The organism is Pseudomonas putida (assembly GCF_002906855.1).
In the GTDB taxonomy this organism is placed as follows: domain Bacteria; phylum Pseudomonadota; class Gammaproteobacteria; order Pseudomonadales; family Pseudomonadaceae; genus Aquipseudomonas; species Aquipseudomonas putida_N.
On record NZ_MINI01000048.1, the window covers coordinates 292140 to 308000 of the forward strand.

Here is a 15861-nt window from a genome sequence, read left to right on the forward strand (position 1 = left end):
TACTAAATGACAACCAGCACCTATGCCGAGGCGCCTGCCGCGCCGGTCAACTCGCCAGCGCGGGTCGCCACTGCCAGCTTCATCGGCACCGCCATCGAGTTCTACGATTTCTACGTCTATGCCACCGCCGCCGCGCTGGTGATCGGCCCGGTGTTCTTCCCATCCGGGTCGGGCACCGCGCAGATGCTCGCGGCCTTCATCACCTTCGGCATCGCCTTCCTTGCCCGCCCCCTGGGCTCGGCACTGTTCGGCCACTTCGGCGACCGCATCGGGCGCAAGTCGACTCTGGTCGCCTCGCTGCTGCTGATGGGCGTTTCGACCACGCTGATTGGTGTGCTGCCAGGCTATGACAGCATCGGCGTGTGGGCACCGATCCTGCTCTGCCTGCTGCGCTTCGGCCAAGGCCTGGGCCTGGGTGGCGAATGGGGTGGCGCCGCGCTGCTGGCCACCGAGAACGCGCCGGAGGGCAAACGCGCCTGGTTCGGCATGTTCCCGCAACTTGGCCCGTCGATCGGTTTCCTCGCGGCCAACGGCCTGTTCCTGACCCTGGCCATGCTGCTCAGTGACGAGCAGTTCCGTGACTGGGGCTGGCGCATTCCGTTCCTGCTCAGTGCCGCGCTGGTAATGGTGGGGCTGTATGTGCGCCTGAAGCTTGAAGAAAGCCCGGTATTTGCCAAGGCAGTCGCCCGCCACGAACGCGTGAAGATGCCGGTGGTGGACCTGTTCGGCAAATACTGGATGCCAACCCTGCTGGGCGCAGCCGCCATGGTGGTGTGCTATGCGCTGTTCTATATCTCGACGGTGTTCTCGCTCAGCTACGGCGTGACCACGCTGGGGTACAGCCGTGAAACCTTCCTCGGCCTGCTGTGCTTCGCCGTGGTGTTCATGGCACTGGCCACGCCGCTGTCGGCCTGGCTCAGCGACCGTTACGGGCGCAAGCCGGTGCTGATCGTCGGCGGCCTGCTGGCCGTGGCGTCGGGCTTTACCATGGAGCCGCTGCTGACTTCAGGCTCGACTACGGGCGTGGCGCTGTTCCTGGCCATCGAGCTGTTCCTGATGGGCGTGACCTTCGCACCGATGGGGGCCCTGCTGCCTGAGCTGTTCCCGACTCACGTGCGCTACACCGGCGCTTCGGCGGCATACAACCTGGGCGGCATCGTCGGGGCCTCGGCGGCACCGTTCTTTGCCCAGAAGCTGGTGAGCATGGGTGGGTTGAGCTGGGTGGGGGGCTATGTGTCGGCGGCGGCGGTGATCAGCCTGATTGCCGTGCTGTGCCTGAAAGAAACCCGTAATACCGCGCTGTAAGCAACTGGGGCCGCTTTGCGGCCCATTCGCTGGACAAGCCCGCTCCTACAGGGATCGCATCTGCGTTGGCTTGCGCGGTCTCCTGCAGGAGCGGGCTTGCCCCGCGAATGGGCTGCGCAGCAGCCCCGTACGGTCTCGGATCAGAACTCGACCTTGACCGCCTGCGAAGCACGGGTCGCCTTCGCCCGCGCCGCTTCAACCGACTCATCACGCGCCAGGCACACGCCCATGCGGCGAGTACCGTTGATTTCCGGCTTGCCGAACAGGCGAATGGCGGTGTCCGGCTCGCTCAGGGCGGCGCCCAGGTTGGCGAAGCTGGTCTGCTGCGACTGGCCTTCCGGCAGGATCACCGCCGATGCCGATGGCCCGAACTGGCGTACCACCGGGATCGGCAGGCCGAGAATGGCGCGGGCGTGCAGGGCGAACTGCGACAGATCCTGGGAAATCAGGGTCACCAGGCCAGTGTCATGCGGGCGCGGCGAGACTTCGCTGAACCACACCTGGTCGCCCTTGACGAACAGTTCCACGCCAAACAAGCCACGACCACCCAATGCATCGGTGACAGCCTTGGCCACGCGCTGCGACTCGGCCAGAGCTTTCGCGCTCATCGCCTGTGGCTGCCAGGATTCCTGGTAGTCGCCCTTTTCCTGACGATGACCAACCGGTTCGAGGAAAGTGGTGCCGCCCACATGGCGAACGGTCAGCAGGGTGATTTCGTATTCGAAGTCGATGAAGCCCTCGATGATCACCCGCCCTTTGCCGGCACGGCCACCTTCCTGGGCGTAGTCCCACGACTTCTGCAGGTCGGCATCGCTGCGCAGCAGGCTCTGGCCCTTGCCCGAGGAGCTCATCACCGGCTTGACCACGCATGGGTAGCCGACATCGGCCACGGCCTTGGCGTAGTCCTCGAAGGTGTCGGCGAAGTGGTACGGCGAGGTTGGCAGATCCAGCTCCTCGGCGGCCAGGCGGCGGATACCTTCACGGTTCATGGTCAGCTGGGTGGCGCGGGCAGTCGGCACCACGTTGAAGCCTTCGTTCTCCAGCTCGACCAGAGTGGCGGTGGCGATGGCTTCGATTTCCGGCACGATGTAGTGCGGCTTTTCCGCTTCGATGATCGCCCGCAGGGCAACGCCATCGAGCATGTTGACCACGTGGCTGCGGTGCGCCACCTGCATCGCCGGGGCATTGGCGTAGCGGTCGACGGCGATCACCTCGACGCCCAGGCGCTGCAACTCGATCACCACTTCCTTGCCCAGTTCGCCACAGCCGCAGAGCAGTACACGGGTCGCGGTTGGCGACAATGGGGTTCCGATACGGGTCATTTCAGGTCCTCGAAGGCGTCCGGGGCCGCACCAGGCTTGGCACGGCCCGCTGAAAAAGGACCAGTATTCTACACCATCAACCCGCTACGGCGGCCCGCCGCGCACGAAATGCCATGGCCAGCCAGACGGCCGTGACACCGGCGAATTTCGAGGCCATGGCGCTGCCGATCACCGCCGGGGTGAGTGCGCCGATCATGCCGAAGAAGATGAAGGTATCCACCGGAATGCTCAGCGCCGAGCTCAGCCACAGGCGGTCGCGCAGCGGCCGACGGGTGATGCTGAACACCAGCCAGTCGATCAGCTCGGAGACGAAGAACGCGGTGGCGCTGGCCAGGGCGATGGCCGGCTCCGAGGTGGCGTACGACAGCACCAGGGCCAGCAGCATGGCGATCAGCGCGCCATGGCCGTAGCGGGTCTGCACCATGTCGCGCAGGATGAACACCAGGCCACCCCAGCAGGACCAGATGATGTCCAGCTGCGGGGCGCTGGAGAAGGCGTAGTTGATCAGCACTACGCTACTGATATAGGCAATGAGATAGAACATGGCGAGTGATCTGTGGGCAAGCCGCACAGATTACTTGATTTTGCGGTCAGTGCCCAATAATCAGCCCGGCTGCCACCGCCCGTTCATGGCAAAGCTTGAGCACCGCCCGGCGCTCGGTATTGTCCATCCGCCCCCAACGGCCGATCTCGGCCACGGTGCGCTGGCAGCCGGTACAGATATCCTGCTCGTCCAGCGCGCAGATGCTCACGCACGGCGAAGCCACCGGCCGCTCTACAGCAACTTCACTCATCGTCGACCACCAGCTCCCGCGCATACCGCTCGGCATTGTGTACATAGTGCGCAGCGCTGGCTTCGAGCATGCGCTTCTGCTGTTCGGTCAGCTCGCGCACCACCTTGCCCGGCGAACCCATCACCAGCGAGCCATCAGGAATTTCCTTGCCCTCCGGGATCAGCGCGTTGGCGCCGATGATGCAATGCTTGCCGATGCGCGCGCCGTTGAGAATGACGGCGTTGATGCCGATCAGGCTGTAATCGCCAACCGAGCAACCATGCAGCATGGCGTTGTGGCCGATGGTTACGCCCTTGCCCACGGACAGCGGCGAGCCCATGTCGGTGTGCATCACGGTACCGTCCTGGACGTTGCTGTCCTCGCCGATGTCGATCAGTTCGTTGTCGCCCCGCAGCACCGCACCGAACCACACGCTGGCACGGGCCTGCAGGCGCACTTTGCCAATCAGGGAGGCGTTGGGTGCGGCCCAGCTGGTGGGGTGGCATTCGACCCGATGGTCGCCCAGGCGGTATTTCATGTTCGCTCCTCAGAGGTTCACGCAGACGGCGGGGTGTGCCCCGCTCAGATTTCGATGTAGCGCTCGGGGGGGTGATGCAAGCTGATACCGGCGTCATACAACAGGTTGACCAGCTCGACGATCATGATCGCCGATAGCCCCCAGATCTTGTACTCGCCATAGCGATAGCTGGGCACGTACCAACTGCGGCCCTGATAATCGATACGGTGGGTGTGGTCACGCGGGTCCTGGCGGAAGAATTCCAGCGGCACGCTGAAGACTGCCGCGATTTCGGCATCGTTGGCGCGGTATTCGACGAAATCCGGGATCAAGCCGACGAACGGGGTCACTTTCAGGCCATGCAGGGAAATCAGCGGGCTGAGCGGGCCGATTACCTCGACCAGGCCGGGCGGCAGGCCGATTTCTTCCTCCGCCTCGCGCAGTGCAGTGAACACCAGGTCCGGGTCTTCCGGGTCGCGGCGACCGCCCGGAAAGGCGACTTCGCCACCGTGGGTCGACAGCCCCTTGGCACGCAGGGTCAATACCAGCTCGGGCGCTTCGCTGCGGGTAATGGGCAAAAGTACCGCCGCCTCGGGGAACCGTCGGTCGGTTTCCAGTGAAGCGGGTTGGTGGTTGCTCATACGGCGAAGTAGCTCGTCCAGCATTGCGCACTCTCGTTTCCAAGGCCTGCCTTGCATGATGCACCAAAGCCGCGAAGCACCCAAGCCCCGTGCGCTTGCGGCAACCCCGCGTGGCGCGCCAAGATAACCCGGTCAATAGGGAAGAACAGCATGAAATTTTGCAGCGCGTGCGGCCAGCCGGTCATTCAACGGATCCCCGAGGGCGACAGCCGCCTGCGGTTCATCTGCGAGCATTGCCAGACCATTCACTACCAGAACCCCAATATCGTCGCCGGGGTGCTGCCTATCTGGGGCAGCCAGGTGCTCCTGTGCCGACGTGCCATAGAGCCGCGCCGCAGCTTCTGGACGCTACCGGCAGGCTTCATGGAAAACGGCGAGACCCTCGACCAGGCCGCCCGTCGCGAAACGGTCGAGGAAGCCTGCGCCCGGGTCGGGGACATGGCCCTGTACCAGCTGTTCGACCTCCCGCACATCAACCAGGTGCATGTGTTCTTCCGTGCCGAGCTGGCGGACCTTGATTTCGCCGTCGGTGTCGAAAGCCTGGAGGTGCGATTGTTCGAGGAACACGAAATCCCGTGGGGCGAGCTGGCTTTCCGCACCGTCACTCGCACACTAGAATGCTATTATCGCGACCGCATCAGGCAGCACTACCCGATTGGCCATGAATACCTGCCGCCGATGAATGTTTCGCCCACCACTTAAGTTTGCAGGTACCGCTTCATGCGTTGGTTGTTCGCCCTTTTCTGCCTTTGCGTTACCACGGTGGCCCAGGCGGCCTTCACCGAAGTCATCATTCGCAAGCCGCAACCGCCCGCGCCGGTACAGTCGCAGTCCCAGGCCGCCATGCAGCCACTGATCGACAAGGTGCTGGTGATCAAGTCCGAGCGGCGCCTGCAACTGATCAGCCGCGGCGAGCCGCTGAAGACCTACCGCATCTCCCTGGGCAAGCAGCCTAAGGGCGCCAAGGAACGCGAAGGCGACAAGAAGACTCCAGAAGGCCTGTACTGGCTGGACTGGCGCAAGGAAAGCGACCGCTTCAACCTGGCCATGCACATCACCTACCCGAACATCAGCGACGCCGCCCGTGCCACCCGCGAAGGCTGGAGCGCCGGCAGCATGATCATGATCCACGGCACGCCGGTCGACGATAACTACCCCGAGTGGTACTTCCACACCCTCGACTGGACCGATGGCTGCATCGCCATGCGCAACCGCGACATGCAGGAAGTGTGGGACCTGGTCCGCGATGGCACCCTGATCGAGATTCGCCCTTGATAGTCCTACATTCAGATTGAGCTTGTAGGACCTTTCATACTTCAAATACACACCTGACCTACGCCCAGCTAGGGCCAGAGACTGCATCCAACCGAAGGCATGAATTTTTAGCATCCACGCAAACGAGTACGTAATCCGTACGCCAATTGCGAGGGTGCTTCATGCCATGCCAACTCTGTCACTCCGCCAACAGGCTGCTCGCCGGTTGCCTGGCTGGCCTGCTGATCTCCCACACCGTCCTGGCTGACGACCCCGCCAGCCTGCAACTGCGCGACCAGCAGCAATCCCTGCGGCATTTCGAACAGCAACAGCGGCTCAAGCGCTGGCAGCAGCAGCCTTTGCCCGAGCGTAATGAGCAAGCCCCCGCCCAGCCGGCCGACAGTCAGTGCTGGGCCGTGTCCGGCCTGCGCATCGTCGGTAACCGCCAACTTCCGGATCAGGCGCTCGAGCTCGCGCTGCGCGAGTGGCTATTGCCCTGCATGGGCATCGACGACATCAATAACCTGCTCCGGGGCATCACCCAGCGGTATGTCAGCGCGGGGTTTCCGACCAGCCGCCCCTACCTGCGCCAACAACCTCGGGACGGTGCGCCACTGGACATCGTCATCGTCGAAGGCTTTGTCGAATCCATCGAACTCACCAGCCCGGCATTGCCACTGTCGCTGAACGGCGCCTTCCCTGACGTACTGGGCCAACCGCTGTACCTGCCCGACCTCGAACAAGGGCTCGACCAACTCAATCGCCTGCGCGCCTATGAGCTGGGCATGGATCTGCTGCCCGGCGAACTGCAGGGCGGTACCCGGGTTGTGCTGCAACCACGCAAGATCGGCTCGCGCTGGCACCTGGACAGTCGCCTGGACAACCGCGGCAGTGAGCTGACCGGCCGCCACCGCCTGAACCTGGGCCTCGGCCTGGACAGCCCGCTGGGGCTCAATGACGACCTGCGCATGTCAGTGCTCTCCAGCGTGTTCCACGCACCCGGCCAGGTGCAAGGCATCACGTTGTACTACAGCGTCCCTTACGGCCCCTGGACCTTTGCCCTCAACGCCAGCCAACTGACCTACGACGCGCCGCTGCCGCACAGCCGGCAGACCAGCGACGGCAGCAGCAGCTACCAGGGCCTGAGCCTCGAGCGGGTGCTGTGGCGCAACCAGCAAGGCATGCTCAGCGCCAGCGCACGGCTGGACCGCAAGCAGCTGGTCAACCGCAGCGCCGGCGCCGTCGTCACTCAACAGAGCCCGACGCTCACCAGCGTCGAGGCCGGTATCAACCTGCTGTGGCTCCAGGGCGGGCTATGGAACGGCTATGTGGGCATTGCACAGGGTGTGGACTGGCTTGCCGCAGACCAGTCGCCATTGGGCAACGAACGCCTGCGCCCGGATTTTCGCAAGTACCGCGCCAGCCTGCTGCACCTGCGTCAGGGGCCGACGGGCACACCTTGGCGCTGGCAAAGCGAACTGGCCCTGCAGTACAGCGAACACGCTTTGCCCGCCGTCGAGCAATTACTGGTCAGCGACGACTCGACCGTACGTGGCTTTCGCCTGCGCACCTACTCCGGCGCCAGCGGCGCCGCCTGGCGCAACACCTTCAGCCAACCGCTAACGGCGAACTGGGCCCACCCCCTGCAGGTACGCCCTTACTTCGGCCTGGATGCAGGCTGGACCCGCTCAGCCGCTGGCAAACCCTCGCAACGCCTGGCAGGCGCAGCCGCCGGCATCGAACTGAGCCTGCCGAGTACCCGGCTACGCCTCGACTACCAACGCGCCCTCTACGCCAGCGACCTGCCCCGCTCATACCTTGAGCCTGGCTTCTGGGTACTGGAGTGCGCCCTGAGCATTTGATTCACCCACAACAAAGAGAACGAGAACATGCAGATACTCTCGCCGTTACCCTCTACCCGCCCGGATACCTTGCGCTGGGCCATCTTCCTCGCCCTGCTCGGCCCCTCCAGCGCCCTGGCGCAGGGCGGGCTGGAGGCGGCCAGCGGCCCGGCAGGCACACCTATCATCAACAACGACCATGGCGTACCGGTGATCGACATCGTCCCGCCCAACGCCAGTGGCCTGTCACATAACCAGTTCCTCGACTATAACGTCGCCCGCTCGGGGGTGGTGCTGAACAACGCCCTTCAGGAGGGCCAGTCGCAACTGGCGGGAGCATTGGCCGCCAACCCGCAGTTCCAGGGCCAGGCAGCATCGACCATTCTCAACGAGGTGATCAGCCGCAACGCCTCGCTGATCGAAGGCCCGCAGGAAATCTTCGGCCGGCCCGCCGACTACATCCTGGCCAACCCCAACGGCATCACCCTCAATGGTGGCAGCTTCATCAACACCACCCGCGCCGGGTTCGTGGTCGGCACACCTGAGTTGCAGGATGAACAGCTGCGCCAGTTCAACACGCTGAACGCCAGAGGCAGCTTGCAGGTGCTGCAGGGCGGCCAGGCCAATGCCGAGGGCGCGCTTGATCTGATTGCGCCCAAGGTGGATCAGCAAGGCTTGCTCATGGCCAAGGGTGACCTCAACTTGACCGTTGGCCGCAATCGCATCGCGCATGCCGATGGCCAGGTCCTCGAACACCTGCCGGGTACCCCGTCGAGCATCGACGCCAACCTGTTCGGCGCCATGCGCGCCGGGCGCATTCGCGTGGTGAGCACCGCCGAAGGCACGGGCGTACGCATGGGGTCGGTGGTGAAGGCCGACAACGGCATCGCCATTCACTCGGCCGGCTCATTGGAAGTCAGTGGCGAAGCCGACAACCCTGCCGAGCTGCACAGTGAACAGGGCACCCTGCTGCTAACCGCTGCCGATGACCTGACATTGAGCGCCACCGACGGCAAGGCCAAGCGCATCGAAGCCACGGCCGGCAAGAAACTCACCCTCGACGCCAAGACCCGCGAAAACATCAGCCACGACCGCGACAGCTGGAACAAGAAGTTCCTGTTCATCACCCGCGAAACGTACAGCCGTGAAAACACCACCACCGAGCGCCAGCAACGGGGTGTGAAGTTGCAGGGCAGCGACAGCATCACATTGCAGTCCGGCGCCGACATGCGCCTGGTCGCCGCCGAGGTGAAGGCAGGCGGTGACATGACCCTCGACAGCGGTGCCAACCTGGACATCGCGGCCGGCATCGACAGCAAGCAACTCAAAGAGCAGGTACGCCATCGCAAAGACCTCTGGCGCGGCGACAGCGATACCGACCAGTACACGGAAACCGCACGGCCCAGCACGCTGAGCGCCCAACGCATGACAGTCAACGCCAAAGACACACTCAAGGTCCAGGGCAGCACCCTGCATAGCCGCGGCGACATGGACATCAACGCCATGCAGGTCGAGGTCGGCACCACCGCCCTGCAGCAACGCAGCAACGACGGCAACTACCGAGGCGACCTGGTCTCCGGCACTTTCTTCGGCAATCGCAAGGGCAGCGACACCGAGGGCCAAAGCGTTGCCGGCAGCAGCGTCACTGCGGATGGCAAGCTGAATGTCCATGCCGACCAGGTCAGCATCAAGGGCAGCACCGTGCATGGTAAAGAGGATGCCGTGCTGTACAGCGAAAAAGGCGCGCTGGCGATTGAAGCGGACCATGGCAGTAGCCGTTCCACCGAGCGCACAAGCGACAGCAAACTGTTCGGCCTATTCGGCAGTGATCACGAGAGCACCACACGCCAGCAGCAGGTGCTGGTCAGCGATGTCAGCTCGTCCAGCAACCTGCGCCTGGCCAGTGCCGAAGAGCTGCGTATCCAGGGCGCCAAGGTCGAGGCCGGCGCGCACTTGCAGGTCGAGGCCAAGGGCGACCTGCTGATCGGCAGCGCGCAAGCGGTCAACGAAAGCGAAAGCCGCGATCAGCAACGCCGATTGACTGCCAGTGCCCGGCAAACCCAGGTAGCCGAAGACGGTAAGCCGGAGTCACGCCAATATGCGGCTGGCGTGGCCTATGAAGTGGTTACCGGTAGCGAAAAGTTGCGCGACACCACGCAAGTCGCCAGCGAACTGAAGGGGGCTACGGTTGGCCTGAGCAGCGAGCGGCATCTGCAAGTCAACGGCTCCAAGGTCCAGGCGGGTGCGGGCGATCTCGATGTGAAGGCTAGGCAAGTGACGCTGGGCGCCACCCGCAATGAGCGCGAATCGACCACCAGCACAAGCCAGAATGGCGGCGGCTTGACCGTCACGGGTGGCATCGATCGCCTCGGCAGCCTGTTCGAAGGCCATCACAACAGCACCGTGGTGACCGAACGCGAGAGCAAGGCCCAACGCAGCCAACTGCAGGCCAGCGGCAACGTTAACCTCGATGCTGACGAACTGCTTACCGAGGCGGCACGTGTCACGGCCGGGGATACCCTCAAGGTCACCGCCAAGCGCATCGACAACCGTGCGGTTCTGGATACCCATGAGCGGGAAAAACTGCGCAACGAATGGTCCGGTAGCCTCGGCGCCAGCGTCGAGTACCGCGACCTGACCCGGCCGATCGAGCGGTTGGTGCTGGGTGAGGAAGCCGCGCGCTTCCAGCAGGCATCCCCCGAAGACGCCATGGTGGCCCCCAGCGTCGGTGCCGACATGACCGTCGAGCACCTCAAACGCCTGGAAAACCAGCGCCGTGGCATTGCCCAGGTGAGTGAGCTGTCGGGTGCGAAGGTCGAGGTCAAGGCCGACACGATCGACGATCAGGGTACCGGCTGGCGTGCCAATGCCGGCCAATTGCAGATCGAGGCCCAGCAGCACACGATGCGTGCCGCCGAACACACCGAGGAGGACAGCGTGCAACGTCTGGCCTTTGGTGGAGACCTGCGCATCGACACCAGCTCCGGCAGTGACCTGAATGCCCGCGGCGCGGGCAAGGGTGGCTCACTGGACAAGCAGACAATGGCCAGCACCGCAGTGCCCGGCAGCCTTTATGGGCAACAGGGCATTCAGGTCCAGCTGGGTAGCGATGGCCAATATGAAGGAACACGCATGGATGGCGGCGAAGGCGAAGTAGTCATCCACAGCGCTGGCAACCTGTCGCTGCCCCAGGCCAACGACCGCACCGAACAATTGACCCGTCAACTTGACGGCAACGCTTGGGCCAAGGTCGGCAACCGTCCCGGCAGCACCGGTTTCGATGGCCGTGGCTACCTTGACCAGGTGCAGCAGCAAACGGTGCAGACCAAGGCCCACGTGGCACAGATCGATGCCAAGGGTGAAGTGCGCCTGAGCAGCGCGGGCGATCTGTTGCTGGAAGGCACCCGTATCGGCAGCCGCGAAGCCAAGGTGGGCGATATTCGCCTGCACAGCGACGGCCGCCTGCAGGTCAAGGCAGGCAATGACACCCAGCAAGCCAGCGGCGGCAAACTTGGCGCAGGCCTGGAACTGGCAGCCAAGATGGGTGAGACAAAAGGCGGCGGCATTGGTGGCCACTTCAGCAATGGCACGCAGGATGAAAGCGCTCGCCAGGCCGTCGATGCCCAGTTCACCAGCGCCGGCAAGCTGACCCTCAGCAGCGCTGCTCGCGAGGACATTGCCTTGCACCTGGAGGGCCTGCAGGCCTCCACCGAGCAGATCGGGCTCAACGCGTCCAGCGGCGGCATGCTGATCGAGGCCTCCTCCAATCAGGAGCAGCGCAACAATCTGGACATCACCGCCGGTGCCGGTTTCAACATGACCGCAGGCACCACCGACACCCGTGGCCTGCATGGCCGGGCGAAGGTCGAGCTGGACAAGCGCGACAACCAGACCTGGAACGCCAGCAACCTGCGCGCCGAAACCATCGACCTGCAAAGCCGTGGTGATACCCGCATCGAAGGCGCCAGTCTCGAAGCCCGGCGCATCACCGGCGACGTAGATGGCGACCTGCGCATCGCCAGCCGCAAGGACAGCGTCGATACGCTGACGGTGAAAGGCGACGCACGCCTGAGCCAGGAGAAGAACCCGCAGGGTTACCTCAACGCCGCCACCTCGCTGGCTGGACCACTGGGTGGCAAGGTCAAGGACAAGGCCGGGTCGGCCTTGAGCAAGGCCGACCCGGGCTTCTCGCCAACCTTGAGCCTTGATGTGTCCCACGTGCAGCGCGACAGCGTGGGCCAACAGGCGGTGCTCAAGGGCAGTGACGGTGTCCAGCTGAAGGTAGGCGGTGATGCCCAGCTGGTCGGCGCCCGCCTGCAGTCGGCCAAGGGCGCGGTCGCGCTCGATGCCAGCTCGGTGAGCCGGGAAACCCTGAGTGGCAACGACTACCATCGGGATGTGTCGGTCGATGCCTCCAACTCGCCGGTGGACCTGGGTACGGCGATTGCCGAGATGGCCAAGGGCAAAGGCGCGGCGGATGGCGAGAATGCGCTGGACCTGGGGTTGCTGAGGACCAGTGGGCATAACCGGAGTGAGCAGTGGGTTTCGAGTGTGCAAGGTAAAATGGAATAACGGGTGAAGCGCAAAAGTGCCTGGTTTGAGATGTTCAGCGCCTGTGAGATCGAGCGCCGCGCGGGCGGCGCTCGATCTCACAGGCGCTGGGAGTGGCATGGCACATATGGTAGCTCTGACCCAATCCTCCACCCTACCAGCGCACCTCCCGCTGCCCCGCCAGCACCTGCGGACCCAGCCATTGTGCGCTCCGCAGCAACGGAGTCAGCGCAGCCTCATTCTGCAGATTGAAAGCCACCCGCGCCTTGCGCGCCAGAAGGTCCGCTTCAAGCCTCAACTCATGTTGCCCCGGCTGCGCCAGCTGGCCGCGCAAGCGCCAGCCATTCCGGCAATCCATTTCCACCCACCCCTGCCCCAACCCCAGCGACCACGGTTCACTCAACGCCAGGTCGTTCACACTCACCCGCCCCTCGCTGCTTCGACACTGGCGCCCCGAACCCTGCATGCGCAGCGCCCCATGCCACTGCCCGGCCAGGCGGTATTCCGTCAGTGCCGTCGCCTGGGCAGCCAACGCCGTCGCTTCCAGCTGCCAGCGCCATGGCCAACCTTCGGTGCGCAATTGCCAGGACTGCCCCTGGAAACCGAGCCGCGCATCAGCCTGCATGCGCCATGGCTGCAAAGCCCAACGCACCGGCCCGACCGGCCCCAGTTGCTGTGCCTTGCCCTGCCACAGGCTACCGCTGACACCGCGTGCCGACAGACCAACGCCACGTGCCACCCAGGTAGCCGGCAACTCCATCAGCAGGGTGAACGTGAACACCAACCCGCACCACAGCAGCCCGCGACGGCTCATGGCTGCATCACCAGTTCGAATCTTAGACCCTTGGCATCCTGCTCAAGCCCCCACTGCAATAGCTGGGCCTCTTCCGCACGCAAGCTCTGCAACCAGCCCTGCAGCACGCGCTCATCCGCAACCAGCCCCCGCAGCTGCCAGCTTTTGCCTTGCACCTCGACATCAGCCAATTCGATCCGCCGCGCCTGAGCAGACTGGCGCAGGCGCTCCAGGCTTACGCCGGGGCCACCCTGCAAGCTTGCGGCCTGCGCTGCCAGCTCACGCCATTGGCTGAGCTCACGCCATTGCGCCAGCCCTTCGCGCACGGCCAGGAAGGCCAGCAGCACACCGATCAGCCCCCCTGCAAACCACAGCCGATGACGCTGCATCCACTCCCGATTCATGAGGCCACTCCCAGGTCGAACACCACCTGCCCGTTCTGTACCTGCACGGCAGCACCGACAGCACTGGCCATCTCGGTCCAAGGCGGTGCGGCGCCCTCACCGTCCAGGCGCAGGTGCCAGCGCTGGCCATCGAAACGCACGGCTTGAAGGCGCCAGGCGGGATGCTCACTCAGCCAGGCTTGCAGGCGTGCCTGCAGGTCTTCGAGCTGACGCTCGCGCAATTGCTGTTGCAGTCCGCTTTCCCGCAGACGTTTCAGGGCATGCGCCGCGTGCCGGGGGCTGGCCTGTTCGCCGGTGACCGTCAACACCTGCGCGCGCCAGGTCTGTACCTGGCGCCATTGCTGGCTCAGCCACAGGCCGCCCCAGACGGTGGCCAACGCCAGGCAAGCCGCAAGCAGGCGCTGCTGCTGCCGCGACACGCCCGGCAGCGAGCGCACCTGACGGGGGCACTCGAGCAAGCTGGGCAGGTTGTCGAGTGGAGCCAACGAGACTGGCCAGGTACCGATCATCAATTGCTCATGCAGGCCAGACCACGGTTGCTGCGGCAACTCGCCCAACGCAGTGGGCCAGGCCAACCAGTGTTCAAGCCCGCCCTCGCCCAGCCCTTTGCACAGCAATACCTCCGGCGTGCGCTGCCAGTGCCAGGCACTGCCCGGCTCGGGTGTCGGCAGCAACTGGAACTCGGCCCAGCAGCACTCCACCTGCAGCCCCCATTCAGCACATTGCTCACGCCACGGCACCAGCAACTGCCGCTCTACCGTCATCAGGCGCAATTGCCCCGCCTCACGTGACAGGCAGGCACACAGGATCTCATCCGGGTTCTGCAGCAACCGGTCCTCCAGCAATAGCGGCCACTCGTCGCGCTTCAAGCCCGGCGGCGCTGCCAGTTGAAACTGGCTGCAGCATTCCCCGGGGACGATCAGCGCCACCCGTGCCTGCAGGTTCGCCGGAGGCTCCCCCTGCCCTTGGCGTTGCGCGCCACCCGCCTCGACCAGCAACCAGTCCCAGACCTCACCCGGGCGCAACAACAACCAGGGTCGAACTGGCGCAGTTCGGCGCCATTCAAACTTCATGAACGCCCCCAGGGGAGAACAAAAGTGCAGACATACGGTGCTCCATCACGCTGCAATTCCAGGCGCACGCCTCGACCGGGATGCGCAGGTTGGTCGGAGGGCCAGGGCAACCAGCGGCCACCCTGGTGGTAAAGAATGTTGATTGCGCTGACCCGCGGCAGCTGTTCGCGCAGCACCCAGCGCGGCTCGCTGACGGCGTACAGGTCCGCCGAAGTTTCCAGCAGCAGGCACTGGTCACGCGCATCGAAGCGCAGGCGCTGGCGTTGCAGGCGCGAACCGCCCTCGGCCTCGGGCAAGGCGGCGGCGGCCACCCACAGCAACTGCTGGCGGTCGGCCTGCCAGTCGAGCCAGCGGCTGGCCAGAGGCAAGCGCTGTTCGTACAAGCGACGCAGCACCGGGCTGTCGAAGCGCCGCTCCAGGGCCAGGCAGAACTCCAGCACGCTGGTTTCCTGGGTGTTCACCTGCAGCCGCTCACGCACTTTGAGCCAGCCATTTACCAGCGCTGACAACATCACCCCGAGCAGCGCGGTCAGGGCCAAAGCCACCATCAGTTCGATCAGGGTCAAACCTGCCTGGCGCCGCTTCATGGCTGCTCCAGAAAAACGGTGTATTGCCCAAGTGGCAGGCGCTGGTCGCGGTCGGCGTACAACTGCAATTCGCCACGACGCAGGTCGCGTAAACCGGTACGGCGCAACTGCATCTGCCAGTGGCAGGCCTGGCCACCCTGGCTGAGCACACCCTCCACCTGGTTGCTGGCCGGCCAATATTGCTCGACGGTGAAGCGCGCCTGCAGCTCGCGAGCGCAAAGCACGCCCAAACGATGCTGCTGCACGTTGTCCTGCACCGCCAGGCGCTGGCGCAGCACCTGGCTGGTGATGACCGCCAGCACGGCGGCTATCGCCAGGGCCACGGTCACTTCCAGCAAGGTGAACCCGCGCTGTCTGCGCTTCATGGCGCCATCGCCACGCGCAACTGGCCGTCACGGCCCCACTCCCAGCGCTGGCTGCCGTCTGCCCAGCGCCAGTGCACCGAGCCTGGTTGCGCCCAGCCCTGCGGCGTGAACAGCACACGCGGCTGGGCGCTGGACGGCCAGTCCGGGCGCAGGCCCTTTGGCCAGTCAGCCGGGGCGCCGGCCTCGATCACCCAGCGGTCACCTTCACGGCGCACGAACTCAGGCCGCTGGCCAGTCCAGCGCAATCCGCGCAGCTGCCCGGCGTGCCGAGCCAGCGCGGCCTGGGTGCGGGTTTCCGTGGCCAGGCGCTGCAGTGCCTGATCGACACTGGACTTGCCGCTGTCGAGCCAGGCCACCGCCAAGCCAGTCATGAGCCCGGCGATGGCCAGTACCACGAGCAATTCGAGCAGGCTGAAGCCGCGCTGGCCACGCATG

General features: G+C 64.8%; 15 protein-coding genes and 1 pseudogene. 5 read left to right on the top strand and 11 right to left on the bottom strand.

What is annotated here, in order from left to right:
• Positions 1 to 6: 6 nt before the first annotated feature.
• The gene (locus BGP85_RS24105) at positions 7 to 1305 is read left to right on the top strand and encodes an MFS transporter (protein WP_103445465.1); all 1299 of its coding nucleotides are present in this window, start codon (positions 7 to 9) and stop codon (positions 1303 to 1305) included.
• A 140-nt stretch (positions 1306 to 1445) separates the two neighbouring features.
• Here BGP85_RS24105 and purT read toward each other — a convergent pair whose 3' ends face one another.
• From purT to BGP85_RS24130, 5 genes are all read right to left on the bottom strand, one after another.
• Entirely contained in the window at positions 1446 to 2627 is a 1182-nt protein-coding gene (gene purT / locus BGP85_RS24110) for a formate-dependent phosphoribosylglycinamide formyltransferase (protein ID WP_103445466.1), read from the bottom strand.
• Between the two features lie 76 nt (positions 2628 to 2703).
• The gene (locus BGP85_RS24115; protein ID WP_103445467.1) at positions 2704 to 3171 is read right to left on the bottom strand and encodes a VUT family protein; all 468 of its coding nucleotides are present in this window, start codon (positions 3169 to 3171) and stop codon (positions 2704 to 2706) included.
• Between the two features lie 46 nt (positions 3172 to 3217).
• A complete protein-coding gene (locus tag BGP85_RS24120; protein ID WP_103445468.1) occupies positions 3218 to 3421 on the bottom strand; it encodes a DUF1289 domain-containing protein in 204 nt (67 codons plus the stop codon).
• Positions 3414 to 3938, bottom strand: a complete 525-nt coding sequence (locus BGP85_RS24125; RefSeq protein ID WP_103445469.1) for a gamma carbonic anhydrase family protein — start codon at positions 3936 to 3938, stop codon at positions 3414 to 3416. Before BGP85_RS24125 ends, BGP85_RS24120 begins: the two co-directional genes overlap by 8 nt.
• 44 nt (positions 3939 to 3982) lie before the next feature.
• The gene (locus BGP85_RS24130) at positions 3983 to 4582 is read right to left on the bottom strand and encodes a CoA pyrophosphatase (RefSeq protein ID WP_103445470.1); all 600 of its coding nucleotides are present in this window, start codon (positions 4580 to 4582) and stop codon (positions 3983 to 3985) included.
• Between the two features lie 126 nt (positions 4583 to 4708).
• On the opposite strand from BGP85_RS24130, the gene BGP85_RS24135 reads away from it, so the two are divergent.
• The 4 genes and pseudogenes from BGP85_RS24135 (at position 4709) to BGP85_RS24150 (ending at position 12225) form a co-directional block, all read left to right on the top strand.
• Positions 4709 to 5260, top strand: a complete 552-nt coding sequence (locus BGP85_RS24135; protein WP_103445471.1) for an NUDIX hydrolase — start codon at positions 4709 to 4711, stop codon at positions 5258 to 5260.
• 153 nt (positions 5261 to 5413) lie between these two features.
• A pseudogene (locus tag BGP85_RS24140) lies at positions 5414 to 5833 on the top strand (L,D-transpeptidase family protein); the annotation flags it as partial.
• Positions 5834 to 5994: 161 nt separating this feature from the next.
• Positions 5995 to 7674: a ShlB/FhaC/HecB family hemolysin secretion/activation protein gene (locus BGP85_RS24145; RefSeq protein ID WP_103445473.1), complete on the top strand. Its 1680-nt coding sequence runs from the start codon at positions 5995 to 5997 to the stop codon at positions 7672 to 7674.
• 27 nt (positions 7675 to 7701) lie between these two features.
• On the top strand, positions 7702 to 12225 hold the full coding sequence (locus BGP85_RS24150) for a hemagglutinin repeat-containing protein (RefSeq protein WP_103445474.1): 4524 nt from the start codon (positions 7702 to 7704) through the stop codon (positions 12223 to 12225).
• Positions 12226 to 12358: 133 nt separating this feature from the next.
• Here BGP85_RS24150 and gspN read toward each other — a convergent pair whose 3' ends face one another.
• Genes gspN through gspH form a run of 6 tightly spaced genes read right to left on the bottom strand, consistent with a single transcriptional unit; the run spans position 12359 to position 15860 of the window.
• Complete coding sequence (gspN, locus tag BGP85_RS24155; protein WP_103445475.1) at positions 12359 to 13018, bottom strand: type II secretion system protein N; 660 nt, start codon at positions 13016 to 13018, stop codon at positions 12359 to 12361.
• The gene (gene gspM / locus BGP85_RS24160) at positions 13015 to 13401 is read right to left on the bottom strand and encodes a type II secretion system protein GspM (protein ID WP_103445476.1); all 387 of its coding nucleotides are present in this window, start codon (positions 13399 to 13401) and stop codon (positions 13015 to 13017) included. The genes gspN and gspM overlap by 4 nt, the downstream gene beginning before the upstream one ends.
• Positions 13398 to 14474 (bottom strand): GspL/Epsl periplasmic domain-containing protein, encoded by a 1077-nt coding sequence (locus tag BGP85_RS24165; RefSeq protein WP_103445477.1) that lies wholly within the window; start codon positions 14472 to 14474, stop codon positions 13398 to 13400. Before BGP85_RS24165 ends, gspM begins: the two co-directional genes overlap by 4 nt.
• Positions 14471 to 15061: a PulJ/GspJ family protein gene (locus tag BGP85_RS24170; RefSeq protein WP_103445478.1), complete on the bottom strand. Its 591-nt coding sequence runs from the start codon at positions 15059 to 15061 to the stop codon at positions 14471 to 14473. The genes BGP85_RS24165 and BGP85_RS24170 overlap by 4 nt, the downstream gene beginning before the upstream one ends.
• Positions 15058 to 15426 (bottom strand): type II secretion system protein GspI, encoded by a 369-nt coding sequence (locus BGP85_RS24175; protein ID WP_103445479.1) that lies wholly within the window; start codon positions 15424 to 15426, stop codon positions 15058 to 15060. The genes BGP85_RS24170 and BGP85_RS24175 overlap by 4 nt, the downstream gene beginning before the upstream one ends.
• A complete protein-coding gene (gene gspH, locus BGP85_RS24180; protein ID WP_103445480.1) occupies positions 15423 to 15860 on the bottom strand; it encodes a type II secretion system minor pseudopilin GspH in 438 nt (145 codons plus the stop codon). Before gspH ends, BGP85_RS24175 begins: the two co-directional genes overlap by 4 nt.
• Between the last annotated feature and the right edge of the window lies 1 nt (position 15861).